At 58.2% G+C, this 24,537-nt stretch carries 23 protein-coding genes; 13 read left to right on the top strand and 10 right to left on the bottom strand.

Annotated features, from left to right (window positions below):
- From JSY17_RS05820 to JSY17_RS05790, 7 genes are all read right to left on the bottom strand, one after another.
- Complete coding sequence (locus JSY17_RS05820; protein ID WP_206401998.1) at positions 1–1,017, bottom strand: ketoacyl-ACP synthase III; 1,017 nt, start codon at positions 1,015–1,017, stop codon at positions 1–3.
- A 5-nt stretch (positions 1,018–1,022) separates the two neighbouring features.
- Positions 1,023–1,664 (bottom strand): acetyltransferase, encoded by a 642-nt coding sequence (locus tag JSY17_RS05815; protein ID WP_206401997.1) that lies wholly within the window; start codon positions 1,662–1,664, stop codon positions 1,023–1,025.
- A complete protein-coding gene (locus JSY17_RS05810; protein ID WP_162881789.1) occupies positions 1,661–2,422 on the bottom strand; it encodes an SDR family NAD(P)-dependent oxidoreductase in 762 nt (253 codons plus the stop codon). The genes JSY17_RS05815 and JSY17_RS05810 overlap by 4 nt, the downstream gene beginning before the upstream one ends.
- A gap of 202 nt (positions 2,423–2,624) precedes the next feature.
- Positions 2,625–2,831: an acyl carrier protein gene (locus tag JSY17_RS05805; RefSeq protein WP_117166760.1), complete on the bottom strand. Its 207-nt coding sequence runs from the start codon at positions 2,829–2,831 to the stop codon at positions 2,625–2,627.
- 228 nt (positions 2,832–3,059) lie between these two features.
- Positions 3,060–3,752: a sensor histidine kinase gene (locus JSY17_RS05800; RefSeq protein ID WP_117184106.1), complete on the bottom strand. Its 693-nt coding sequence runs from the start codon at positions 3,750–3,752 to the stop codon at positions 3,060–3,062.
- Positions 3,749–5,350, bottom strand: coding sequence for a response regulator (locus JSY17_RS05795; RefSeq protein WP_117166762.1), 1,602 nt, complete (start codon positions 5,348–5,350; stop codon positions 3,749–3,751). The genes JSY17_RS05800 and JSY17_RS05795 overlap by 4 nt, the downstream gene beginning before the upstream one ends.
- Positions 5,351–5,711: 361 nt before the next feature.
- Entirely contained in the window at positions 5,712–6,383 is a 672-nt protein-coding gene (locus JSY17_RS05790) for a TIGR04211 family SH3 domain-containing protein (protein ID WP_117166763.1), read from the bottom strand.
- Positions 6,384–6,862: 479 nt separating this feature from the next.
- On the opposite strand from JSY17_RS05790, the gene ppnN reads away from it, so the two are divergent.
- Complete coding sequence (ppnN, locus tag JSY17_RS05785) at positions 6,863–8,236, top strand: nucleotide 5'-monophosphate nucleosidase PpnN (RefSeq protein WP_117166764.1); 1,374 nt, start codon at positions 6,863–6,865, stop codon at positions 8,234–8,236.
- 35 nt (positions 8,237–8,271) lie between these two features.
- Here the strand turns inward: ppnN and JSY17_RS05780 are convergent, their stop codons facing one another.
- Entirely contained in the window at positions 8,272–9,141 is an 870-nt protein-coding gene (locus JSY17_RS05780; protein ID WP_206401996.1) for a helix-turn-helix domain-containing protein, read from the bottom strand.
- Between the two features lie 152 nt (positions 9,142–9,293).
- Between JSY17_RS05780 and pobA the strand changes: the two genes are divergently transcribed.
- The 12 genes from pobA (at position 9,294) to JSY17_RS05720 (ending at position 22,133) form a co-directional block, all read left to right on the top strand.
- On the top strand, positions 9,294–10,478 hold the full coding sequence (gene pobA / locus JSY17_RS05775; protein ID WP_206401995.1) for a 4-hydroxybenzoate 3-monooxygenase: 1,185 nt from the start codon (positions 9,294–9,296) through the stop codon (positions 10,476–10,478).
- 233 nt (positions 10,479–10,711) lie between these two features.
- Entirely contained in the window at positions 10,712–12,040 is a 1,329-nt protein-coding gene (locus tag JSY17_RS05770; protein WP_206401994.1) for an MFS transporter, read from the top strand.
- A 134-nt stretch (positions 12,041–12,174) separates the two neighbouring features.
- Positions 12,175–12,771 (top strand): hypothetical protein, encoded by a 597-nt coding sequence (locus JSY17_RS05765; RefSeq protein ID WP_206401993.1) that lies wholly within the window; start codon positions 12,175–12,177, stop codon positions 12,769–12,771.
- Positions 12,768–13,505, top strand: a complete 738-nt coding sequence (locus JSY17_RS05760) for a Bd3614 family nucleic acid deaminase (RefSeq protein ID WP_206401992.1) — start codon at positions 12,768–12,770, stop codon at positions 13,503–13,505. The genes JSY17_RS05765 and JSY17_RS05760 overlap by 4 nt, the downstream gene beginning before the upstream one ends.
- Positions 13,506–13,665: 160 nt before the next feature.
- Positions 13,666–14,538 (top strand): 4-hydroxy-tetrahydrodipicolinate synthase, encoded by an 873-nt coding sequence (dapA, locus tag JSY17_RS05755; RefSeq protein WP_117184144.1) that lies wholly within the window; start codon positions 13,666–13,668, stop codon positions 14,536–14,538.
- A gap of 15 nt (positions 14,539–14,553) precedes the next feature.
- A complete protein-coding gene (locus JSY17_RS05750; protein WP_117166769.1) occupies positions 14,554–15,723 on the top strand; it encodes an iron-containing alcohol dehydrogenase in 1,170 nt (389 codons plus the stop codon).
- On the top strand, positions 15,720–16,979 hold the full coding sequence (locus tag JSY17_RS05745; RefSeq protein WP_206402062.1) for a four-carbon acid sugar kinase family protein: 1,260 nt from the start codon (positions 15,720–15,722) through the stop codon (positions 16,977–16,979). The genes JSY17_RS05750 and JSY17_RS05745 overlap by 4 nt, the downstream gene beginning before the upstream one ends.
- Complete coding sequence (gene pdxA / locus JSY17_RS05740) at positions 16,972–17,994, top strand: 4-hydroxythreonine-4-phosphate dehydrogenase PdxA (RefSeq protein ID WP_117166771.1); 1,023 nt, start codon at positions 16,972–16,974, stop codon at positions 17,992–17,994. Before JSY17_RS05745 ends, pdxA begins: the two co-directional genes overlap by 8 nt.
- 67 nt (positions 17,995–18,061) lie before the next feature.
- Positions 18,062–19,477, top strand: a complete 1,416-nt coding sequence (locus JSY17_RS05735; RefSeq protein WP_117186007.1) for a sodium:solute symporter family protein — start codon at positions 18,062–18,064, stop codon at positions 19,475–19,477.
- The gene (locus JSY17_RS05730) at positions 19,464–20,588 is read left to right on the top strand and encodes a sialidase family protein (protein ID WP_122370437.1); all 1,125 of its coding nucleotides are present in this window, start codon (positions 19,464–19,466) and stop codon (positions 20,586–20,588) included. Before JSY17_RS05735 ends, JSY17_RS05730 begins: the two co-directional genes overlap by 14 nt.
- A 48-nt stretch (positions 20,589–20,636) precedes the next feature.
- On the top strand, positions 20,637–21,320 hold the full coding sequence (locus JSY17_RS05725) for an SDR family NAD(P)-dependent oxidoreductase (RefSeq protein ID WP_117184115.1): 684 nt from the start codon (positions 20,637–20,639) through the stop codon (positions 21,318–21,320).
- A gap of 36 nt (positions 21,321–21,356) precedes the next feature.
- Positions 21,357–22,133 carry a DeoR/GlpR family DNA-binding transcription regulator gene (locus tag JSY17_RS05720; RefSeq protein WP_122370435.1) on the top strand — a complete coding sequence of 259 codons (777 nt, stop codon included), beginning with the start codon at positions 21,357–21,359 and terminating at the stop codon, positions 22,131–22,133.
- On the opposite strand, the gene araD1 is transcribed toward JSY17_RS05720, so the two are convergent.
- Both araD1 and JSY17_RS05710 read right to left on the bottom strand, forming a co-directional pair.
- The gene (araD1, locus tag JSY17_RS05715) at positions 22,134–23,126 is read right to left on the bottom strand and encodes an AraD1 family protein (RefSeq protein ID WP_206401991.1); all 993 of its coding nucleotides are present in this window, start codon (positions 23,124–23,126) and stop codon (positions 22,134–22,136) included.
- A gap of 12 nt (positions 23,127–23,138) precedes the next feature.
- The gene (locus tag JSY17_RS05710; RefSeq protein WP_206401990.1) at positions 23,139–24,455 is read right to left on the bottom strand and encodes an MFS transporter; all 1,317 of its coding nucleotides are present in this window, start codon (positions 24,453–24,455) and stop codon (positions 23,139–23,141) included.
- Between the last annotated feature and the right edge of the window lie 82 nt (positions 24,456–24,537).

Here is a 24,537-nt window from a genome sequence, read left to right as displayed (position 1 = left end):
TCACCAGCGGATCAAACAGGCTCCCCAGGAATATCCCACACCGAAGCCTACGGCCGCGACGAGATCTCCCTGCTTGAGAACCCCCTTGTTCATGGACTCTTTCAGAGCAATCGGAATCGTGCATGACACCGTATTGCCGCAATGCTGAAACGCCATGGCAAACTTTTCGGCAGGCAATTTCAAACGTCGGCGCAACGCATCGAGCATGAACTGGTTGGCCTGATGGAAGACAAAAAGATCAATGTCAGGAACACCCACCTCTTCGTCGAACAACGAAGCAAACAACTGGGGAACCTGCGTCATCGAGAACTCGAAAATGGCCGGGCCGTTCATGTAGAGGTCGGCATCGGTACGGACATTACCGCTGTCATCGCCATAAGCCTCAAGCTGCGGGTTTTTCGCTGACGGCCTGCGGGCACCACCAACAGGAACAATCAGGTTGTCTGCTCCGGAGCCATCGCTCCCATAACGGAAGCGCTCCAGAAACGGACCGTCCGTGCTGGCAGAAAGCAAAGTCACCGCTGCAGCATCGCCGAACAGGGTACGCACACTCTTGTCTTGGGGGTGAATGTAACGGCTGTAGGTTTCTGCCGTTACCAGCAGTACGTTCCTGCATTGCCCGGACTCGATCAGCCCCTTGGCGATTCCGAGCCCATAAATGAAACCGGAACACCCCTGATTGAAATCGAAAGCCGCACAGGTCGTGGGCAACTGCAAACGATGCTGCAGGATACAAGCCGTGGCTGGCAACAAGTAATCCGGACTCTGCGTGCAATAGACCAGAGCATCGATATCACTGCGCTGGATATCGGTACTGGCAAATAACTTCTCGCACGCACGAAACGCCAGATCCGATGCCGTTTCGGACTCATCAACGATATGGCGCTGATTGATACCGGTTTTCTGGAAGATCTTGTCCACGTCCCATTCGGGAAAATCCCTGGCCAACGCTTCATTATCCAGCGACTGGACAGGCAACTCGTACTCTATGTGTGCGATGCGAGCATAGGTGCCCATGACATTCACCCTGAAATACGTTTGGCAGGTATACCCAGGACCGTCTGTCCAGGGGATACCGAGCGGACAACAACACTGCCAGCCCCGATGATAGCCTTTTCCCCTACGTGAACACCCGGGATCATGGTTGCCCCGGTACCGACAAATACTTCTTCATCCAGAGTAACGTTGCCATTGACATCGCAATGCGGACTGAGTGTGACAAACCCGCCGATACGAGCATCATGCCCAACGGTGCAGGATAGATTCACTGTGACGAACGGCCCCACTTCAATATCAACCGTCAGTGTCGAGAGAGGGCAAACAATCGTGCCTTCGCCGATAACCACATTTCTACCGACAATCGCTTTAGGGTGAACAAGCGTAAAAAACCTGCCTCCCTTGCTCTTCAACTTCTCTACGACCAATCTTTTACCGGAAGGTATTCCTATTGCACAAACCAGATACTCGTCAGGACCAGGCTCATACGCATCGATCGTAGAAAGAATGGGCGAATACCCTTTCTTGTCGCCAAGATCTTTTTTGAGGTCATCGATAAAGCCTGCAATGGCCCAGCCCTCATGACAGGCCACCCAGTCTTCAAGCCACTGATGAACTTCCCGTCCAAATCCACCCGCGCCGACAATGATCAGTTTATTCATATTCATTCTGCAAGGTATCCGCCGTCTACAACCAATGAAGTTCCCGTTACCCAACGGGCAGCAGGCGATAACAGATAATTGATCGCATAAGCTATATCCAGAGGATGACCAAAACCCAAGGCATGCTTCTGCTCGACAAGCCCCATTGAGTCTGTACCGACAAGATCTTCCAGCTTCTGCGTCATTTCAGTTCTCACCACACCAGGAGCCACTGAATTCACACGTATTCCCTCACGCGCCAGCTCCAGGGCTGCAGCGCGCACCATTGATTCAACCGCGCCTTTGGTTGCGCAATATCCCACCAATGCAGGTTGTCCAGCCTGAGCCATGACTGAAGACAAAAGTACGATGCTGGACGCCTGCGCACAGACGCCTTTCTGTCGGAATGCCTTGATCAGGGAGAAACCGGATCTGACATTGATCGCAAACAACTTATCCCACTGTTCAAGCCCTTGGGCACGGATAGGGAGAGGCATTTGCACACCAGCCGCATGAACCAGACCATCGAGAGGAGAGTACGCCAGAGTGATTTTCTTCATCCAGCCCGAGATATCCTGTCCGCTCAGGAAATCGAAAGGCTCGATGATATGGTGTTCTCCATGCATTTCAGCTTTCGTGGCTTCCAGTCGCTCTTCGTTCCTGGCCACCAGTACGATACGAGCCCCTTGTTGACTGAGCCAGATGGCAACTTGTCGCCCGATACCGGACGATGCCCCAGTTACCATGATGAACTTGTTGTTCAGTGAAAAAGGATTGGTTTCCACTTATCTTTCCTTATTTGAATACACAACCGGGCTGACTCATGTATTCGACAGTCTTACAACTCTCCCCCTGAATATCCTGCAGATCAATCCCCGTCAGCTTCGGGGCTCATGCACCGGGAAAGCGGTATGATCAGAGGGAAAAAATCCATATTCACGCCGCACCCCAGGCATGAAGATGCCTTGTTGCACGTCGCAAAAAATCTCATCCGTTTACAAGGTTGACGACGTCATCAACACTGCGGCAGTTGCTCAATCGGCTGGCCGCAAGTGTCTTGCCAAAGTGTTCGTCGGCCAGCGCCATGAAAGTAACCACTGCAATCGAGTCCCAATCAAGAGACTGCCCCATGCTCAGCGTGCCTTCATCGGCCTCCATGGCTTCTTCCATCAACCTCAGAACCTTGTCTTCCATTGCCAATACTCCACAAGCAAAAATCGGATGAGTGCCGTGAAGATGGACTTCGCGCGCATTTAAGGGGGCAAAGCAATAATCGAACCAAGCCCGTTTTACGCGGATTCAGAGCATGTTCCATGGGGGTATGGAGCATGCTCTGAAAAGCCAGAAGGAGAGAAAGACAAAAAACCGGCGCAGATAACAGAAGGGAAAAATTGAAAATCCGTATGGGGTGTCAAAAAGTTATCAAGGCAGATAAAGACTGAACTTCCCGCCACCCAGCACACCGCCATTGGCAATCTCGATACGCCCCCGCACACCATTGCGCTCATGCAGACGGGCAATATGTGCGGCGAAGTAAAGGCCAAGCCCGGTACTGCCGGTGCTCTGGTTGATGCCCTGAACATAATCGTCCTGATTCTCGATCATGTGCGCCGGATAGCCCGGACCGTCGTCATTGATGACGATCTTCAACTGGCCATCCTCTTCACTTGCACTGATCACGATTTCCTCACGGGCAAATCGAATGGCGTTGACGATGATATTGGCTACCACCGAACCGATCAGTTCGCGGTCGAAGAAACCCAGCGGGCTCAGGGCGTCCACGACATAGTTGGCGGCAATGCCACGACTGCCCAGCACTTCCTGGTGATGAGCCAGTTGTGCTTCGATGAAATCATCCAGTTCGTGATAATCGGGACGCAATGGCAGTTGATTGACGCCCAGTTTGTAGATACCGAGCAGTTGCACCAGCATGCCATTGAGGTTGGCGAACTCGTAATCGATCACACCGTTTTCGGGTGCACTGCGCTGCTCTCCAGGGAGCTGCGCCAGCCACTCGCTGTGGGCCTGAGTCAGGGTCGCCAGTGAGTTCTTCATGTCATGGACAGTGGAAGCGATCACCATCGAGAAATCGAGTCCGTTCTGTTTGTCACTCATGCGCCAAACGCCCTTTCCTTGAGTTTCTGATAACGGTCGTACCGAGGGTCGCTATCGGGCATCTTGCCGACCATTTTCAGGGTAGCACGACACTCTTCACGCCCTGCTTCGCCCAGGTTCTGCCCCGGATGCAGCAAGGACTGCGCCATGTTCAGCGCAATACTGATGTTCTTGGGCTGCAAGGCCAAGGCACGACGGAACATGTCCTGCGCCTCGGTGAGATTGCCGGCCTTGTAGCTGCGCACACCCTGAATATTGAGATCGATGGCTGCCTTGTTGGCACCCAGAATCTCGGGATCATCGGTGATGGCAGCGATGTTTTTCATGACAGCCGGGTCATCGCCGTAGATTTCCGCACAGTTCTTGAGCACGCCTGCGCCGGCACCTTCCTGACCCAGTTGCTTGAGCTGGGTCGCAACCACCAGCGCCGCATCGGCACTGAGAAACTGCCCCATATTGTCCAGGCGCGACATGGCCTGTTCGGTCAGCTTGGCAGCCATTTCAGGGTCCGAATGCTGCAGGCTGGCCGCTTTCATCAAGCGAGTACGCACTTGCAAGCCTTCGTCTTCACCGTGCTCCTTGGCCACATCGCCCAGAGCGTTGTTGATCTCGACACGGGTACGCGCATCCAGCCCCTGATCGCCGCCCTTGCTGATCAAGGCGTGGGCCAGGCCGAGATTGGTTTCAGGGTCCTTGAAGCGCGAATGCTGGCCCTGGGAAACAGCCTGACGATAAGCCTTCGATGCACTCTCGAAATCTTCGTTGCCCAGCGCCAGCTTGCCCAGCAGCTTTTGCCGACGCACCGCCAGTGGCGAGAGGCGTACGGCGTTTTCCAGCACGCTCTGGGCACGCTTGACATCGCCACGGGCCACCAGCACTTCGGCCAGGCCGTCAAACAATGCCGGCATGGTCGGGAACGCCTTGATGGCCTGTTCGAAAACCGCTTGCGCCTCGGTCACCTTGCCACGCTTGAGCAACAGGTTACCCAGCGCGCCATAGGCCCAGGGCGTAGCGCGGTCGGCCAGAATGGTCTTGAGGAAGCTTTCCAGAGGTTCGTTCTGGTTAAGGTCACGCAGAGCGTCGGCCTTGTAGCGCAGGCACAGCGGCGCGAAGCGCGGATCCTGCTGAATAAGGGTATTGCAGGCGGCCAGGACTTCAGCCGGCTTGCGACGGTCAAGGGCCTGCAGAATCGGCTTGAGCAGAGTCTTGCGCTGCACCAGTTTTTCGAGACGCTGGGCAAGGCCTGCACGGTTGAAAGGCTTGGTCAGGTAGCCATCGGGCTCCCACTCAAGAGCGCTCATGACCATGGCCTGACTGTTTTCGGCAGTGACCATGATAAAGACGCTTTCGTAACTCAACAGCCTTTCGACCATCAGGTCTTCGAGCACTTGCTGACCGTTCTTGCGGCCATCACCCAGGTTGAAATCATGCAAGACGAAGTCATAGCGCTTTTGCGAGCACATGCGCAGGGCCTGCTCACCGGTGTCGGCAGTATCCACTTCCTTGACACCCAGCTCACGCAGCATCGACCTGACCGAACTCCGAAAATCGGAAAAATCGTCGACGATAAGAAAGCTCTTTTGGTTGTACGCCAGCATCCAGATTCCTGTCTTGCAGAGGGTGAAAATGTGCTTCCAATCACCTGAAAACGCTTTGATTCGGGCTTCGCAGCCAACTTTCAGGGCACACATGATAACTAATGGCTAGTAGCCATTAAACATTTTTCAACTTGCGGGATTCTTTCCGCCGTCTGCCAGAAAGTTGGCAAGACTCTTCAGTTTCTCGACCGAAGGTTGAAAAACTGAATGGTCTTGGGTGAATGAGATAGGCGCAGGAGCGAATTCATTCGCGAAAGGCGAGGTACATCCGCAGAAAATGTATCGCCTTCATGGCATCTCGCGAATGAATTGGCTCCTACTTGCTGGCTGAACGACAGCGTCGTCCTGACGAGATGTCACATCAGACCCAGCCGTCGTTGCGCTTGCGGCTGCGGGTCAGGGAAGGAAGGATCAGGCCCACCAGCAGGCCGATGCCGGCAATACTGCCGCCGTAGACCATGTAACGCATCATGACCTGCTTGTTTTCGTCACCCAGACGGGCCTGGGTATCGCGCAGTTCGGCCTGGGTTTCGGTCAGTTCGGTATTGAGCGCCTGGCTGCGGGCTTCCAGTTCATCGATCAGTTTCTTGCGGGCGTCCAGGGTTTCCTGCATGCCCTGCACGCGGGTCTTCCAGGTGTTGTCGATATTGGCCAGTTGCCCGGTCAGTTCTTCCACCTTCTCGGTCAGCTGCGGGACCCTTTCGGCTGGCCCGGCAACATCTTGCAGGTCGCTGCTGAGAATCCAGACGGTGCTGCCACCCTCGCCCCGAACCTGGCTGTAGTTGCCCTGGGTCGAGAGCAGATCGACCTTCTGCCCGGATTTCAGGGTGCCGACAATACGGTGGCCATCGGTTGGGCCGCTGCGCACATAAGTGCTGAGGTTGTCGCTGACCCAGCGATCGTTTTCCGCCGCCTGGGCATGAGGGGTCAAAACTGTCAGCAGTGTGCCGAAAAGACCGGCACCAAGGGCGCGACGGGAAGCGTTGAAGAGGACAGGTGCACGAGATACGAGTGCGGAAAGATGACGAGACATGGCAATGATTATCTTTGTCTGAAATAAAAAAGTTAAGACCCTGGCAGACTGCGTGAAAACTACTGCGCTCGACCATGCGGCGTTGAAAACAGGCTCAGAATGCTCATTTACAACACGTAAACTCCGCTTCCTCGCCTGTTTTCGCCTTGCCTGATCTTCGCTCGCTACGTTTTCACACGGTCTGCTGAAGCTCCTGACCTTGTGGTCCGTCGAGTGAGTCCATCAGCTAACAGACCTTCTGAACGGGGTCAGGTTCACTATCGGCACCTCGAGCGTCAAAATTCAGCCATATGGCAAAAGGCCCGTTATTGCCTGATTTCAAAAGATTTCAGTCGTGCGACTATGCTCAATACAGTGACTGTGATGCGCAGCGTTTGCTTTCCCGTCCATGTGCCGTAGACAATGCGGGCAGGCGTGAACGTCATCGATGCTCACCATCCTGATGCAACTGCGGATGCATCGCTCTAATGGAAAATAGAATGATCCCAAGACAAGTGATTAACGCCTCGGTCAGCCCCAAAGGCAGCCTCGAAACCCTCTCCCAACGTGAAGTGCAGCAACTCAGCGCAGCGGGTTCAGGCAGTACCTACACACTGTTTCGCCAGTGCGCCCTGGCCATTCTCAATACCGGCGCCCACGTCGATAACGCCAAGACCATTCTTGAGGCCTACGAGAATTTCGAGGTTCGCATTCATCAGCAGGACCGCGGAGTTCGCCTGGAACTGCTCAATGCGCCAGCGGACGCCTTCGTCGATGGAGAAATGATCGCCAGCACCCGCGAAATGCTGTTCAGCGCCCTGCGCGACATCGTCTACACCGAAAGCGAACTGGACAGCCAGCGCATCGACCTGAGCACTTCCCATGGCATCACCGACTACGTGTTCCACCTGCTGCGCAATGCTCGTACCCTGCGCGCCGGCGTAGAGCCGAAGATGGTGGTGTGCTGGGGTGGCCACTCAATCAACACCGAAGAATACAAATACACCAAGAAAGTCGGCCACGAACTGGGCCTGCGCAGCCTGGACATCTGCACCGGCTGCGGCCCGGGCGTGATGAAAGGCCCGATGAAGGGCGCCACCATCGCCCACGCCAAACAGCGTATCAATGGCGGCCGCTACCTGGGCCTGACCGAGCCGGGAATCATCGCTGCCGAAGCGCCGAACCCCATCGTCAACGAACTGGTGATCCTGCCGGATATCGAAAAACGCCTGGAAGCCTTCGTGCGTGTCGGCCACGGCATCATCATCTTCCCGGGCGGCGCTGGCACGGCTGAAGAGTTCCTGTATCTGCTGGGCATCCTGATGCATCCGGACAACAGGGATGTACCGTTCCCGGTGATTCTGACCGGTCCGAAAAACACCGAGCCTTACCTGCAGCAGCTGCATGCTTTCGTCGGCGCTACCCTGGGTGAAGCCGCGCAGAAGCACTACCAGATCATCGTCGACGATCCGGCAGAAGTTGCGCGAGTGATGGCCCGCAGCCTGAAGGAAGTCAAACAGTTCCGCCGCGAGCGCAACGATGCCTTCCACTTCAACTGGCTGCTCAAGATCGAAGAAAGCTTCCAGCACCCCTTCGACCCGACTCACGAAAACATGGCGAAACTGCAACTGAACCATGAGATTCCACCTCATGAACTGGCTGCCAATCTGCGTCGTGCGTTCTCCGGTATCGTGGCGGGTAACGTGAAGGACAAAGGCATTCGCCTGATCGAAGAACATGGTCCTTATCAGATCCATGGCGACCCGGCGATCATGAAGCCGCTGGACAAGCTGCTGCAGGCGTTCGTCGAACAGCATCGTATGAAACTGCCCGGCGGCGCAGCCTATGTGCCGTGCTATCAGGTGGTGACGTAAGACAGACGGGGCGCCTGCAAAGCGCCCCGTTTTTTTTAACGCTGAATACGAAACCGGCTGGGCGATATCCCCGTCGCCCGCTTGAAGAAGCGCGAGAAGTACGCGGGCTCCGAAAACCCCAGACTGTCGGATACCTGATTGACGGTCATGGTGGTGTAAACCAGACTGCGCCTGGCCTCCAGCAGCAATCGCTGGTTGATGATCTGCAGGGCCGACTGGTCGCACAGGCGACGGCACAGGGCATTGAGATGCGCGGCACTGATGCCCATCTGCTGCGCATGTCGCTCGATGGACCAATGCTCGCGAAAACTCGACTCCAGTTGATGCATGAACGCCTGCAAATGCTCGCGCCCACGATCAGGCAACTGAATATCCCGACGAGCATGCTCGCTGCTGCGCCGACTGAGCCAGACCATCAGCACATTGATCAATGACTGAAGCATCAGGTCACGCCCGGGACGGTGCTGTCGATACTCTGCCGCAATCTCGTTGAACAGCGTATCCACGTAATGACTGTCGGCCCCCAGCGAATGACAGTACGCCGTGCCCGTCACCGGACCGTCCAGCGCTGCCTCCAGTTGCTCCACCAAGGGCCTGGCCAGGCTGAGGATATGGCCCTGAATGTCCTCGCTGAACTTGAAGGTGTGCACGCTCAATGCAGGCACTACCAACAGTGAAGGCGTGTCGACCTGATGGACAGCCTCTTCCACCTTCAACACTGCCAGCCCCGATTGCACATACAGCAACTGCACCAGATCGCTGTGCCGATGGGGCTTGATCTCCCATTCATGGATTCTGCTGCGTTCGGGGATCGACTCGCAGTGGATCAGATCCGGCGTCGGCCAGGCAGTCGTCTCGCCGTAGAGCTTGAAAACCGGAATCGCGACAAGCGCTGTTCTGGGCATGACCGGCTCCTGTGGGCAATCCTTGAAAAGTCCAGATAATGCGCTGGATAGTGCCTTCTTATGCCATAGGCATCCATTAAAAATACAGGAGACAAAAACAAAGACATCCCGCCGGTCATCGACTGGCAGGGACACATGACAGGAAAACAATAATGAAAACCCAAGTCGCAATCATCGGCTCAGGCCCGTCCGGGCTGCTGCTGGGCCAACTGCTGCAACGTGCCGGTATCGATAACGTCATCATCGAACGCAAGAATCCCGACTACATCCTTTCCCGTATTCGCGCCGGGGTGCTGGAGCAAGGCATGGTCGATCTGCTGCGCGAAGCCGGCGCTGGTGAACGCATGGATGCCCAGGGGCTGATTCATGATGGTTTCGAGCTGGCTTTCGAGGGACGTTGCGAGCGTATCGACCTCAAGGCCCTGGCCGATGGCAAGACCGTCATGGTCTACGGCCAGACCGAAGTCACCCGCGACCTGATGCAGGCTCGCTCGCAAGCCGGTGCCATGACCCTCTATGACGCTGAAGACGTCCAGCTCCACGATCTGAAAACCGGCCGACCTTACGTAACCTTCAGCCAAAACGGCCAGACGCAGCGTCTGGACTGCGATTACATTGCAGGCTGCGACGGATTCCATGGCGTTTCCCGGCAATCCATTCCCGCTGACAACCTGAAAGTCTTCGAGCGCGTCTATCCCTTCGGCTGGCTCGGCGTACTGGCCGATACGCCACCGGTCAACGAAGAACTGGTGTACGCCAACCATCCACGCGGCTTTGCCCTGTGCAGCATGCGTTCGGCCACTCGCACCCGTTATTACGTGCAGGTCAGCGCAGATGAAAAGGTCGAGGACTGGTCGGATGAACGCTTCTGGGACGAATTGAAAACCCGGCTTCCCCATCACCTGGCCGAGCGGCTGGTCACCGGTCCTTCCATTGAAAAAAGCATCGCACCGCTGCGCAGTTTTGTCGTGGAACCCATGCAGTACGGTCGCCTCTTCCTGCTGGGCGACGCCGCCCATATCGTGCCGCCCACCGGTGCCAAAGGGCTCAACCTGGCGGCCAGCGATGTCAACACGCTGTATCGGATATTGCTCAAGGTCTACAAGGAAGGTCGCACCGACCTGCTGGAGAAATACTCGCAGATCTGCCTGCGCCGGATCTGGAAAGCCGAGCGTTTTTCCTGGTGGATGACCTCGATCCTGCACAGCTTTCCGGGCACCGATGATTTCAGCCAGCGCCTGCAGCAGACCGAGCTGGATTACTACGTAGGCTCGGAATCCGGGCGCAGAACCATCGCCGAGAACTATGTGGGATTACCCTACGAAAGCATTGAATAAAGCCGTACTTATCGCGGACAAGCACCCTCCTCCAAGGGTTTGAACGCCTGTAGGAGCCAATTAATTCGCGAAATGAAGTCTTCGCGAATGAATTCGCTCCTGCAGTTGTGCAATCTCACAACCGCCACCCGGTATGGCAGTGCAAATCGCCAAAGAGTTTTTGTCCCCGTCCCCATAAGATCGGAGTCAGCTGCACGCAGTATAAAAACAACAAGCTCCGAGGATTCACCGCCATGTCCAACCCATCGATTCGGGATGCTGGCGACGTCGAAGGCAATCATGTCTACCGTCGCATCACCCTGCGCCTCATTCCCTTTATCTTCATCTGCTACCTGTTCAACTATCTGGATCGGGTCAACGTCGGCTTTGCCAAGCTGCAGATGCTCGACGCCCTGAACTTCAGCGAAACCGTCTACGGCCTGGGAGCCGGGATCTTCTTCATCGGCTACGTACTGTGCGGCCTGCCCAGCAACCTGGCGCTCAACCGTTTCGGGCCACGGCGCTGGATCGGCCTGATGATGATCACCTGGGGCACGTTCTCCACCTGCCTGCTGTTCGTCACCACGCCCATGGAGTTCTATGTACTGCGGTTCCTGACCGGTATGGCAGAAGCCGGGTTCTTCCCCGGTATCGTGCTCTACCTGTCGCGCTGGTACCCGAACCAGCGACGCGGGCGGATCATGGCCTTGTTCATGTCCGCCATTCCGGTATCCGGCCTGTTGGGCGGACCGTTCTCCGGCTGGATTCTCAACCATTTCGCCGCGGGCCAGGGCGGTATGGCCGGCTGGCAGTGGATGTTTCTGATTCAGGGCCTGCCGACCGTAGCACTGGGTCTGATGGCATTCCTGCTGCTGTGCGACAAGGTTGAAGACGCACGCTGGCTGACACCCGAGCAGCGTCAGCGGGTCAAGGCCGACATCACTGCCGATGAACTCAGCCGTCCGGTGATCAGCGAAAAGGCCTCTACGCTTTCGGTACTGACCATGCCGTTCATCTGGGTGCTGGGCTTTATCTACTTCTGCATCCAGAGCGGTGTGTATGCGATCAACTTCTGGCTGCCCTCGATCATCAAGAACCTGGGCTTCAGCGATGCACTGGTAATCGGCTGGATCAGCGCCGTGCCGTATCTCATGGCTGGCGTGTTCATGATTCTGGTGGGCCGCTCGGCGGATCTGCGCAATGAGCGACGCTGGCATCTGGTGGTCCCGATGCTGATGGGCGCTCTGGGCCTGATCATCGCCGCCAACTTCGCCAGCGTGCCGGTCATCGCGATTCTTGGCCTGACCATCGCCACCATGGGTGCCCTCACCGGCCTGCCGATGTTCTGGCCACTGCCCACCGCCCTGCTCAACGCCAGCGTCGCCGTGGCCGGACTGGCACTGATCAACTCCATCGGCCAGATGGCAGGCTTTCTCAGCCCGTACCTGGTGGGCTGGATCAAGGACCAGACAGGCTCCACCACCATGGCGCTGTACTCCCTGGCAGGCCTGACCATCGTCGGCAGCCTGGTAGCCCTGCGAATCAGCCGCCAGTCAGCGCCCAAAGCGGCAGCCGCTGCGTAATCCCTGGCCGCAATACCAAAAGCCAGACCTCGTGTCTGGCTTTTTATTTTCAGCCCCGATCCACCCAAGAACTAATGGCTATGTAGAATCAAACGGTTTCGTGGTGTGCTCATCTCATGATCTGGAGAGCTTGAATGGATGTGTCTCGTTACATTTTGCTGTTGGCATTGATGGAGAAGGCCAGTACCGGCAAAGACCTGGCGTATCTGGTATCGAATGAAAAGATCATTGCCAAGGGCGTCAAAGGCGACAAGGCATACGAAGAGCCGATTGTGAACATGCTGCACAATCATTCGTCTCCCGAAGGCACAATCTTCGCCACTTATACACCGACAGATATGTGTCTGGGACTGGCTTGGCAGAAGAACTTGTCAAAAATCATCTACGCCGAAAACTTTGTCCCGAAAAGTATTTCACTGATAGATGACGTTATTCACGACCCCGTTGACCTGGAGATTGGGAGTACATTTGGAATAGTCCCTCCCGGCGGAGAGACAAGACTGAATACATATCCAACGACCCAATTGTCATTCGACGCCTGGGATGACTTGTTTAATCAGTCAGCACCTCAAATAGAACTCACTGACGCCGCCGAAGATATTTACTCCAGCGATGAAAATATCGGAATTTATGACAAACGGGTGAACAAGGTTGCTGAAACCAGCATGCTCACGCGCATATCCAACAGTATTCCGATACAGATCTGGAAAAGAAGGACCGGATATGGATGAAAATTGCCTATGCCTTGGCCGCAGCAGCACTGCCTGATCAAAGGAAAAAACCAAGAAAAAAGAATAAACCTTCTTTTTTGCCACACGGCCATAACGTTGCCGCAATAATGGTCAGCAGCACAGACCTCATTCTTGGTTGGGGCGTCAACATCAAAGACCTGAATGGCTGCTTCCATGCTGAAACGTCGATGATTCTGGCGTATCTAGCCAAAAAAAATGTCAGTAAATTGCCCGCAGGAGTACGTATCTACTCCACCTTGGCACCCTGCCATATGTGTGCAGGCTTGATCACCACACTGGGTATTAATGTACCGGTTGTTGTCGGCCATATGGACCCACGTATTAAAGACAGCACGCTCGACAAAAAAAAGAATGGGTCCATACAACGCATGACCACCATGATGCCAATCACCAGCAAACCTGTCGTCAATATCAGCGACTTGAAGCCAGGCCATATTCGCTCAGAGCAGGGGGCCTGGATGCAAAGGTTTTATACCGATACCGGAAAGTCCCCCACGGCGGCGGACTGGCTTGCTTCAGAACATACAAAAGCAGGAAAAATGGGGGTCACCACATTCCTGAGGTCAGCCCTTCCTGCGCAATTGTTTAGCTACAACCTCACCAGCCTCCAGGAACTCCTGGATGCTGGTGTGGGAGACCCTGGCGAGAACGAAATCCTGAAACGCGGCATTGCCCTGATCGAAAAAATCAAAACCAGCGGCCTGATTCGCTAAGCCTCTGCGTGCAGGCGATTGCTCAATCGCCTGCACGCCATCTGCCCTCTCTCCTCCCCTCCCCACACCCCGCATTTTGAAAAAAACGATCAAAAACCCTTGCCACAAATGATTGATTCAATCACTATCGATCCACTAACAATAAAACGAGACTATGGCCATGCAATTTCGCGGCATCATTCCAGCTCTGGTCACGCCCTTTACCGATGACCAGCAACTCGATGAGCAAGCCCTTCGCGGCCTGATCGAAAACCTTCTGCAAGCCGGTGTACACGGGCTTTTCGTGCTGGGCACCAATGGCGAGTTCTTCACTCTCTCCGAATCCGAAAAACTGAAAATCGCCCGTATTACCGTTGAAGCGGCAGCCGGGCGTGTGCCTGTAGTCGTAGGCACCGGTGCCTTTGCTACCCATGAAGTGATCGAACTGAACAAAAAAATGATCGATGTGGGCGCAGACGCCCTGTCCATCATCACGCCGTACTTCAATGCCATCAGCCAGTCCGAACTCATCAAGCACTACACCGCCATTGCCGATGCCTCCGAGTTGCCGCTGATGATGTACAACATTCCGGCCAAGACCGGCATGTCCATCGGTATCGGTGCCGTGGCCACCCTCAGCCAGCACCCGAAAATCAAGGGCATCAAGGACAGCGCAGGCAACTTCGATGCGCTGGTGCAGATGATGAAATACCGCAGCGACGACTTCGCCGTGTTTGCGGGCACCGACTCGTTGATCTACTGGAACCTGCTGGCCGGTGGCGATGGTGCTATCGCTGCCACCGCCAACGCGGTACCGGATGTGGTCATGTCGATCTGGAACAACTTCCAGTCGGGCAATCACGAAGCCGCCCGCGCAGCCCAGGAAGCCCTGCGTCCACTGCGCGATGCGTTCGCGCTGGGCACCATGCCTGTGGTTCTGAAAACCGCGACCCAGTTGCTCAACGTCCCTGTCGGCCCTTGCCGAGCGCCGGTCCAGCCACTGGATGCCGCCGCACTGGAAAAACTCCAAGGCCTGCTGGCCGTCTACCGCTAAGCCGGAGGTAATCCCATGTCCGCCACTTATCACTTCCAGACCGTGAAGCATGTGGTTCACGGCCCCGGCAGCCTCGATCTGCTCACTGAAAAACTGCCGCTGCTCGATGTCCCGGTCAAAAGCGTGGTGCTGGTCACCCAGAACGCCATGCACAATCTGGGCGTGACCCAGCGCGTCACCGAGCAGCTTCAGGCCCGCGACATCGCCGTGCATATGCTCGATAACGTCGAAATAGAACCGACCCTGGAAAACATCGAGCGGGTATTCCGGGAAGACGTTGCACCTCACGCACCCGATGCGCTGATCGCCATTGGCGGTGGCAGCGTGCTGGATGCCGCCAAGCTGTTTGCAGTGATGCTGACCAACGACACACCGCTCAAGGATCTGCTGGGCATCGACAAGGTCACGCACCCCGGCAAGCCCATGGTGCTGGTGCCGACCACCTCGGGTACAGGCTCGGAAGTCACGCCCAACGCCATCGTCACCCTGCCGGATGAAGAACTGAAGATCGGCGTGGTAAGCCGTCATCTGCTGCCGACCCTGGTGGTGCTCGATCCGCTGCTGACACTCAGCCTGCCCCGCTCGATCACCGCTGCCACCGGAATGGATGCCTTCACCCACTCGCTGGAATCCTTCATTTCCACCAAGGCCAACCCCATCAGCGATGCCTTTGCACTGGAGTCCATGCGCCTGATCGCGGGCAGTATTGTCGAGTCCTATGAACAACCGGAATCGGTACGGGCGCGGGGCGATATGCTGCTGGGCTCGATGTACGGCGGCCTGGCCCTGACAGCGGCCGGAACCGCAGCAGTGCATGCGCTGGCCTACCCATTGGGGGGCAAGTTTCATGTCACCCATGGCGTGGCCAACGCCATGCTGTTGCCCCATGTCATGGCCTTCAATCTGGACAGCTGTGCCGAACGCCTCAAGCGTGCCGCGCTGGCATGCGGCCTGGCCACTCATGAAGACAGCAACGAAGCAGCAGCCCACAAACTGATCGAGCAGATTCGTCAGTGGACCCTGGTGCTGAACATTCCGCAGAACCTGCGTGATTTCGGCGTGGCCGAAGAGCATCTGCCGGACATGGCGGTGGCGGCCTCCAAAGTCACCCGCCTGATGACCAACAATCCCAAGCCCTTGAGCCTGGACGACATCCAGCAGTTGTACCGGTGTCTGCTGCCATGATCCGCGCCGAGTTTCCCGGCCTGCTGATACTCGCCGACGATCTGTCGGGGGCCGCGGACTGCGCCGCTGATTTTGCAGCACGCACCGAGACCCGTGTGATGCTGACCACCACTGGCTCGCTGGCAGCCGATGTCGTGGCCATAGACGTGGACTCCCGTCGCCTGCCTCCCCAACAGGCCGCCGAACAACACCGGGTCATCCTGCGCCAGCAACATGCCACGGCAAAGGCGCTGTACAAGAAAATCGACTCGACCCTGCGCGGCAATGTCGCCAGCGAAATCGACGCGCTGCAATCGGTGCGCGGCATGGCGCTGGTGGCTCCGGCCTTCCCGGACATGAAACGCACCACCAGTCAGGGCGTGCAATTGATCGATGGCGTGCCGGTGGATCAGAGCGATGTGTGGCGCAACGAAAACCTGCAAGGCACCAGCAACCTGCTGGAGCTGTTTCTTAATCAGGGGTTGCGTACGCAATGGCTGGGGCTGGACGATCTGCGCGATGGCGAGGCTCTGAAACAGACCTTGCGCACAGCCCTGGAAAACGGCGTGCAGGCGCTGGTCTGCGATGCCGAGCGGGACAGCGACCTGCAACAACTGGCCGAGGCTTCGGCCCAATGGCATCAGGAGTTGTTCTGGGTCGGTTCTGCCGGCCTGGCCCGGCATCTGCCTCAGGCCTTGGGGTTACCGGCAGCCCGCCCCATCCAGGTAACGCCCCGCTCTCCCGTGTTGACCGTGGTCGGCAGCATGTCCCGCCACTCGCAGCTGCAGGCCGACACCCTGGCGCAATCCAGCCCGCAATACAGCCTAACGATTGCTCCAGCCACACTGCTGGACAGCAAGGCCCAGACCGAACGCGATGCACTGCGCCAGCAACTGGAAGAACAGTTGCTGGCAGGGCATGACGTGCTGGTGCGACTGGATCAGCAACAACGCAACCCGGCACAGGCAGCCGACCTGAGCAGCGCACTGGCCAGATGGCTGGCACCGGCCCTGCCCCATGCCGGTTCGTTGATCGCCACCGGTGGCGAAACCGCACGCGCGATTCTGGTCGAGGCCGGTATCGAGCAGATGACCCTGCTGGGCGAACTCGCCACCGGCGTGGCGCTGTCCCAGGCCCGACTCGGCTCGCGCAATCTCAATGTGGTGACCAAGGCAGGCGGCTTTGGCGACCCCGACACCTTTCTCGCAGCCTGGCGACAGCTGCATGAACCGGCCCTGGCCGGCACTACTTTCAAAGAGGAAGCTCCCTATGTCTGAACGTCCTGTCATTGGTATCACCATGGGCGACGCCGCCGGGGTGGGTCCTGAAATCATCATGAAAACCCTGACCCACGCCTCGGTGTACGAAACCTGCCGTCCGCTGGTCATCGGCGACTCCAGGCGCCTTGAGGACGCCAGCCGCATCGTCGGCAGCAACCTGCGCGTCAACAGTATCAGCAGCCCGGCACAGGCTCGCTTCGTCCAGGGCGTGGTGGACTGCATCGATCTGGGTCTGATCCCCGACGATCTGCCTTATGGCAAGTTGTCGCCCATCGCCGGTGACGCTGCCTTTCGCTATATCGAACGTACCGTACAACTCACCGAAGCCGGTGAACTGGATGCGATCTGCACCGCGCCACTGAACAAGGAAGCGCTGCACGCAGGCGGGCATATCTTCCCCGGTCACACCGAAATGCTTGCCCACCTGCTGGGCGTGGAAGAAGTCTCGATGATGCTGATGACGCCGATTCTGCGGGTCATCCACGTCACCACTCACATCGGCATCATCGACGCCATTGCCCGGATCGAACCGGGTCTGGTCAAGCGCACCATCGAGCGCGCCCGGGAAACCCTGGTGCGTGCCGGTATAGAAAACCCGCTGATCGCGGTGTGCGGCATCAACCCTCATGCCGGTGAAAACGGTCTGTTCGGCTATGGCGAAGAAGCCACCAAGATCCAGCCTGCCATCGACGAACTGCGCGCCCGTGGCTGGCGCGTCGAAGGCCCGCTGCCGGCCGACACGCTGTTCTTCCGCGCCGGTCGTGGCGACTTCGATGCGGTGGTCGCCATGTATCACGATCAGGGCCATGGCCCGGTCAAGGTCATGGGCCTGGAAGCCGGCGTCAACGTCACCATCGGCCTGCCGGTGATTCGTACCTCGGTGGATCACGGCACCGCTTTCGATATCGCCGGTAAAGGCATCGCCGACGAACGCAGCCTGATCGAGGCCCTGCGCCAGGCCGTGGAACTGGCCACCCGTAAACGCGACACCCGCAATTCCATCGCCGTCTGAGCACCCACCCGGGCAAAGACGTGCGGCACCCATAACGCGCCAAAAAAACAATAATGGAGCGATACCGATGGATACCTTCAACGCACAAGACACCACGATCATCGTCGGCATGGTGATCGTCTACATCGCAATCACCACCTGGATGAGCATGCGCATGCGCAGCAAGACCAGTGAGCAATACATGGTCGCTGCCAGGACCATGCCTGCCGTCATCGTCGGCATTCTGATGATGTCCGAATTCATCGGTGCCAAATCCACGGTCGGTACTGCACAGGCCGCCTTCGAAAGTGGCTTCGCCGCTTCATGGTCGGTGATTGCAGCCGCCATCGGCTTCCCGCTGTTCGGCCTGTTGATGGCCCGCAAGCTGTACAGCTCCGGGGAATTCACCATCTCCGGCTTCATTGCCAAGAAATACGGCACGTCCACCAAGCTCGCGGTGTCGATCATCATGATCTACGCCTTGCTGCTGGTGAACGTCGGCAACTATGTCAGCGGTGCGGCGGCCATTGCCACGGTGCTCAAGATCAACCTGACCACTGCCGCGTTCATCACCGCAATCATCAGCACCCTCTACTACGTGTTCGGCGGCCTGAAAAGCGTGGCCTACATGAGCATCCTGCACACCGCCGTGAAATATCTCGGGGTGATGATCGTACTGGGCGTGGCCCTGAAGATGACGGGCGGCTTCGCCCCGGTCGTGCAGAACATGCCTGAACATTACTTCACCTGGGATGGCCTGGTCGGCGGCCAGAAAATCATGGCGTGGATCATCGGCACTGTCGGTGCGATCTTCTCGACCCAGTTCATCATCCAGGCGATCTCCTCTACCCAGAGCCCGAATGCGGCACGTCGTTCGACTTTCTATGCATCGCTGCTGTGCATCCCGATCGCATTGGCGCTGGGCTTTATCGGTGTCGCGTCCAAATACCTGCACCCCGACATGAGCAGCCTCTATGCCCTGCCAGTATTCCTGCAATCGATGAGCCCCGTGGTAGCCGGTGTCGTCACCATTTCTCTGGTCGCTTCGATCTTCGTCAGCGTCAGCACCGTGGCCCTGGCCATCGCTTCGCTGGTGGTGCGCGACTTCTACGTGCCATGGCGTAAACCTTCGGTGGATCAGGAGTTCAAGACCACCCGCCTGATCGCTCTGGTGATCGGTTTCGTACCGCTGTTCTTCGTGTTCTTCGTACCGGAAATCCTCAACCTGTCGTTCTTCACCCGCGCCCTGCGCCTGTCGATTGCCGTGGTCGCCATGGTTGCCATCTACCTGCCGTTCTTCGGTTCGGGTCGTGGCGCAACACTGGGCCTGATCGCATCGTCCATCACCACCAGTGTCTGGTATCTGTTGAACAACCCTTATGGCATCGACAACATGTACATCGCGCTAGTGACACCGGCCATCGTGATTGCCATCGAACATATGCTGCCCAAATCCGCCCAGGCCAAACGCCAAGACGCCGAGGTTCCCAATGCCAACCAATGACATTCGCCAGGACGCCTTCCTGCCAACGCCCTACGCCCAGAACCATGCCGCCAACCTGCATGAACTGGCCGACGGTACGCTGCTGTGCACCTGGTTTGCCGGCACTCAGGAAGGCATGGCCGACATCTTCGTCCTGCTGTCACGCCGCGACCCGCAGACCGGCGTGTGGAGCGAACCGCAAAAGCTGTCCGAGGACCCGACCCGCTCCGAGCAGAACCCGATCCTGTTTCAGGCGCCCGGCGGACCGCTGTGGCTGATCTGGACCGCACAGATCTCCGGCAATCAGGAGACGGCGATCATTCGTCGCCGTCTTTCCCAGGACCAGGGCAAGACCTGGGGCCCCATCGAAACCCTGTTCGACGAAGCCGGCACCTTCGTGCGCCAGCCTCCTGCCGTGCTGGACAACGGTGACTGGGTCCTGCCGGTCTGGTACTGCATCACCGGGCCGGGTGAAAAGTGGGTCGGCAACCATGACATCAGCGCCGTGATGATTTCCAGCGATCAAGGCGTCTCCTGGTCGCGCCATGACGTGCCGGACAGTACCGGTTGCGTGCACATGAACGTCCACCAGTTACCGGACGGCAGCCTGCTCGGGCTGTTTCGCAGCCGCTGGGCGGACTTCATCTACAGCACCCGCTCGAACGATCGTGGCCGCACCTGGAGTGCGCCGACTCCGACCGAACTGCCCAACAACAACTCCTCGATCCAGTTCGTCCGCCTGGCTACCGATGAACTGGCACTGGTCTACAACCCGGTCAGCGCCGAAGGCCACAGCCAGCGCCGCGCATCGCTGTACGACGAGATCGAGGACGAAGGCGACGACCGCGTCACGCCGGGTGCCCGCAGTGATGGCAAGGCCGCCATCTGGGGTATTCCCCGTGCGCCGATGAGCCTGGCAGTCTCCCGCGATGGCGGTCACAGCTGGCCGACCCGCCTGGATATCGAACTGGGCGACGGCTTCTGCCTGACCAACAACTCACAGGAAAAACTCAACCGCGAATTCTCCTACCCCAGCATCATCCAGGCCGCCGATGGTAGCCTGCATGTCGCGTTCACTTACTTCCGGCAGAAGATCAAACACGTGCATCTGCCGCTCAATGCCATTCGCTGAAAGCCTTGCGCCGGTCTTCGGGCCGGCGCCTTTGCGGGAACCCTGAACATGCCTTCAATCGAATCCGTACTTGTGACCGGTGCCAGCTCCGGCATCGGTCAGGCCATCGTCGTGCGCCTGCTCGAGCAAGGTTTGCGCGTCACCGGCCTGAGCCGCCGCGCGCCCGGGCTGCAACACCCGAACTTCACCTGGATCGAATGCGACCTCAATGACTTCGGCGCCCTGGACCGGGCACTGGAACGGACCGGGAAAATCGATGCTCTGGTGCACGCCGCAGGCTTCATGCGCACCGCACCGCTGGGGCAGCTCAACGATGCCGATGGCCAGGCCATGTGGCATCTGCATGTGGCTGCCGCCAGCCATATGGTCAACGCCCTCTACCCTCGCCTCGAATCCGGTGCCCGGCTGGTGATGATCGGCAGCCGCACCATGCAGGGCGCCGCCGGTCGCAGCCAGTACGCCGCCACCAAGGCTGCGCTGCAAGGTATGGTTCGCTCATGGGCCATCGAGCTGGCGCCACGGGGCATTACCGTCAACCTCATTGCACCCGGTGCCACCGAAACCCCGATGCTGCTGGATCCGGCTCGCAGCGCAACGCCCCCCAACAAACCGCCGCTGGGTCGCTTCGTGCAGCCCCATGAGATTGCCGGACTGACCGCTTTTCTGCTCGGCCCGGACGCTGGCGCAATCACCGGTCAAAGCCTGGTGGTATGCGGCGGTGCGTCGTTGTAAGGTTACACCTCGTTTTCCTGCGCTAGAAGAGCCTGAATGAAAGTCGCCAATCGTCGCCAATCGATACTCGAACTGGTTCTCTCCGGAAAATCCAACGTCGATGAGCTGTGTGCCCAACTCGGCGTTTCGGAAGCCACCGTGCGGCGCGACCTGACAGCCCTGGCCGAAGAGGGGCTGATCGTGCGCACCTATGGCGGTGCCGCACATATCGGTCAGCGCGAACCGGAAACCACGATTGAAGAACGCAGCCGCCAGCACAGCCAGGAGAAGATGGACATCGCCCTCGCGGCACTGGCCCACATCAAGGATCACGACACCCTGTTCCTGGAAGGCGGTACCAGCACCAGCGCACTGGCCCACGTCCTCAATCAGCGACGCGGCCTGCATGTCATCACCAACAACCTGACGGCCCTGGGCGATCTGGCGCTGATTCCCGAAGGCCGGGTCACGGTGCTGGGTGGCACGCTGCGCCCGTCCAGCATGTCGACCTATGGCGTGGCCGCCCAGGCCGCTCTGGAACACCTGAGCGCCGACAAACTGTTTGTCAGCGCCGATGGGGTGGTGGCGGATCTGGGCTTGTGCGAAGCCAGCGCGGAACAGGCCTATCTCAAGGAAAACATGCTGGCCCGTGCCGCACAGATCTTCGTGCTGGCAGATTCCACCAAGCTGGGACGCGCCCGCCAGCAGCACTGGACGCCACTGCGCCAGCCCTGGACGCTGATCACCAACCCGGTGGACGATGAATCTCTGCTGGCGCCGTTCAAGGCCCGCAAGTCGATCCAGGTGGAAATTGCGTATCCGCAAAAGGCCTGATCAGAGCTTGCCGATACCACCGGGCTCGAACACCGATTCGCTCGCCGTCAGCCAGTTGACCAGTGGCTGCCCGAATTCCGGCTGACTGACCTCGAAGCGATCCCCTCGCCGGGTACGAATACCATCGGCAAAGGACAGGGTCGCGGTGCCGAAGAAGTGGATATGCACATCCCCCGGACGCAGGAACTGGCTGTACTTGAAGTGGTGGTATTCGAGGTTTTCCAGGCTGTGACACATGTTGGCCTCGCCACTGAGGAACTCCTTCTCCCAAATCACCTCACCATCGCGCCAGATACGGCTGGTGCCCGCCAGATGCTGAGGCAGATCGCCGACCCGCAATTCAGGACCGAATGAGCAGGCCCGCAGCTTGGAGTGGGCCAGGTACAGATAATTGCGACGCTCCATCACGTGGTCGGAAAACTCGTTACCGATGGCAAAGCCCAGCCGATACGGTTTGCGGTCGTGACCGATCACATAAAGACCACTCAACTCCGGCTCCTCGCCACCATCTTCGGCAAACGGCGGCAGCGTAAAGGCCGCTCCCGGACGCACCACGATGCTGCCATCACCCTTGTAGAACCACTCCGGCTGCACACCCGCCTGACCGGCCTGTGGCTTGCCCCCTTCCACTCCCCATTTGAAGATGCGCATGGTGTCGGTCATCGAGGCTTCGTCACCGGCCTGCTGATGCATCTTGTCCCGCGCCGAAGCGCTGCCCAGGTGGGTGAGACCGGTGCCGCTGACCAGCATGTGTGCAGGATCGGGATGGTCCAGCGGCGGCAATACCCGGACCTCGCGCAGCAGTTGCGCATAATCATGGTCGGTGCCAAGCCCCAGCAGGTCTACCTGATGCGCTAGACTGGAACCCGCTTCGATAGCCTTCAAGGCCAGCTCGCGAACACTGTCGACACCCGGCACTTCACGTACCCGGTCACCGTCCACCAGGCCGACCCGACGCTGGCCATGACTCAACTCGAACTGTATCAGCCGCATGAAACTCTCCTTTCAACGATGGGTGGAAGCGCTTGCCGAAAACTCGGACTCAGGCAGCACGTGCCTGCGCTCCAGTACGCGATAGACAATGCCGGTCAGCACCAGCCCGAACACCATGACGCCTGACAGGAAGTAGAGACCCGAGGCCAGGCTGCCGGTGAGTTCTTTCAGGGTCCCGATGACGAACGGGCCGATGTAGCCACCCAGATTGCCCACCGAGTTGATCAGTGCGATACCTGCCGCTGCGCTGGCACCGGCAAAGAAACGGCCCGGCAGGGTCCAGAAGACCGCCGTGCAGGAAAACAGCGAGAACGCCACCAGACACAACGCCGCCAGTTGCGCTGTCGGCAAGGTCAGCCAGGCACTGCTGAACAGGCCGATGGCACCCAGCACATAGAGCACGGCCAGATGGCCATAGCGGTCGTTGAGACGGTCGGAACTGCGGGGCACGATCAGCAGGCCGATGATTCCGAAAAGGTAAGGCACCGAGGAAACGAAACCGGTGGTCAGGTCGCTGCCGCCGAACTGCTTGATCAGGGTCGGAAGCCACAGGCCAAGACCATAGATGCTCAGAGTGACTGGCAGATAGAACAGCGCCAGCAGCAATACCCGCCTGTCCTTGAGAGCATGCAATGGATTGCCATGACGGGTCTGACCATAGGTTTGCAGATCGTTTTTCAGCTCACCGGTCAGCCAGTCCTTCTCGGCCTGGCTCATCCACGAAACCTGCTGCGGACCATCCGGCAGCCAGCGCAGGGCCGGCCAGGTCAGCAGGATCGCCGGAGTACCGATGACAATGAACAGCCACTGCCAGCCATGCAGTCCGAGAATGCCATCCATGCCCAGCAATCCGCCGGACACCGGCCCGGTGATCATCATGGCAATGGGTTGCGAGAGGATGAAGAAGCCGAGGATCTTGCCCCGGTGGCGTACCGGAAACCATTGGGTGATGTAGTACAGCACACCGGGAAAGAACCCCGCTTCCGCCGCGCCCAGCAGGAAGCGCATCAGATAGAAACTGTAAGGCCCCTGCACGAAGGCCATGCCGATGGTGATCGCACCCCAGGTGATCATGATCCGGGCAAACCAGCGTCGTGCCCCGAAACGCTCCAGCATCAGGTTGCTGGGGATCTCGAACAGAAAATAACCGATGAAAAACAGGCCGGCACCCAACCCGTAGGCGGCATCGCCGATGCCGATGTCCGCGCCCATGTGCAGCTTGGCAAAGCCCACGGCCGAGCGATCCACATAGGCGATCAGGTACAGCAGGATCAGAAAGGGAATCAACTTCAGGGTAATGCGACGTATAAGCCCGGTTTCCTGGCTCATGGGGTCGGTCTCCATTTTGTTTTTGTTATGGAACCTCGATTACCGCTCGACTATATAGTATTACTATTTAGACTGACAACTC

This window comes from Pseudomonas capsici, from assembly GCF_017165765.1.
GTDB lineage: Bacteria > Pseudomonadota > Gammaproteobacteria > Pseudomonadales > Pseudomonadaceae > Aquipseudomonas > Aquipseudomonas capsici.
The sequence above is the reverse complement of the archived record's forward strand: the minus strand, read 5'-3'. Positions and strand labels throughout refer to the sequence as shown.